The sequence below is a fragment of the Staphylococcus sp. EG-SA-2 genome, from assembly GCF_017152085.1.
In genome coordinates this window covers 1-589 of sequence record NZ_JACYHC010001340.1, presented here as the reverse complement: position 1 = coordinate 589, position 589 = coordinate 1, and the positions used below count along the sequence as shown (strand labels likewise).

Genomic DNA, 589 nt, shown 5'->3' with positions numbered 1-589 from the left:
GCCTACAAAACATGATTGGGATCATGTTGACTTTGTAGGACAAGACAGTTCTGATACAGTGCGCACAAGAGAAGAATTACAAGATTTTTGGCATCATTTAGCAGACGATTTAGTGAAAACTGAAAAGCTGACTGATACTAAGCAAGCATAATTTATAAAGTAAAGGGAGGAATTAATAATGACTGCAGACTTCTTTCAATTAATCGGATCATTATTTAGAATTCTAAAAGAATTATTCAAGTAAAACATTGGCGAGGCCCCAACATAAAGAATTTCGAAAAGAAATTCTACAAACAATGCAAGTTGGCGGGGCCCCAACAAAGAAGCTGGCGGAAAGTCAGGTTACAATAATGTGCAAGTTGGGGTGGGACGACGAAATAATTTTGCGAAAATATCATTTCTGTCCCACTCCCATTGGCATTTACGAAGTTTAAATGTGCAATTAGAATATATGTATAACAATATTAAACACGCGGTAAAACGAAGTCAGTCAATTCAAACTGATTTCGCCCACCGCGTGTTTTTAACATAGCTTAATAATTAATAAGCATTAATGTTCAATTTATATGGTTGTTTTCCAATAATAAAC

Annotated in this window: 1 protein-coding gene; it reads left to right on the top strand. The window is 35.0% G+C overall.

Annotation, left to right across the window (positions count from 1 at the left end; genetic code table 11):
• On the top strand, positions 1 to 151 hold a 151-nt coding region (locus tag IDG60_RS23520; protein ID WP_241013423.1), incomplete at its 5' end, for a lipase-like domain-containing protein.
• Between the last annotated feature and the right edge of the window lie 438 nt (positions 152 to 589).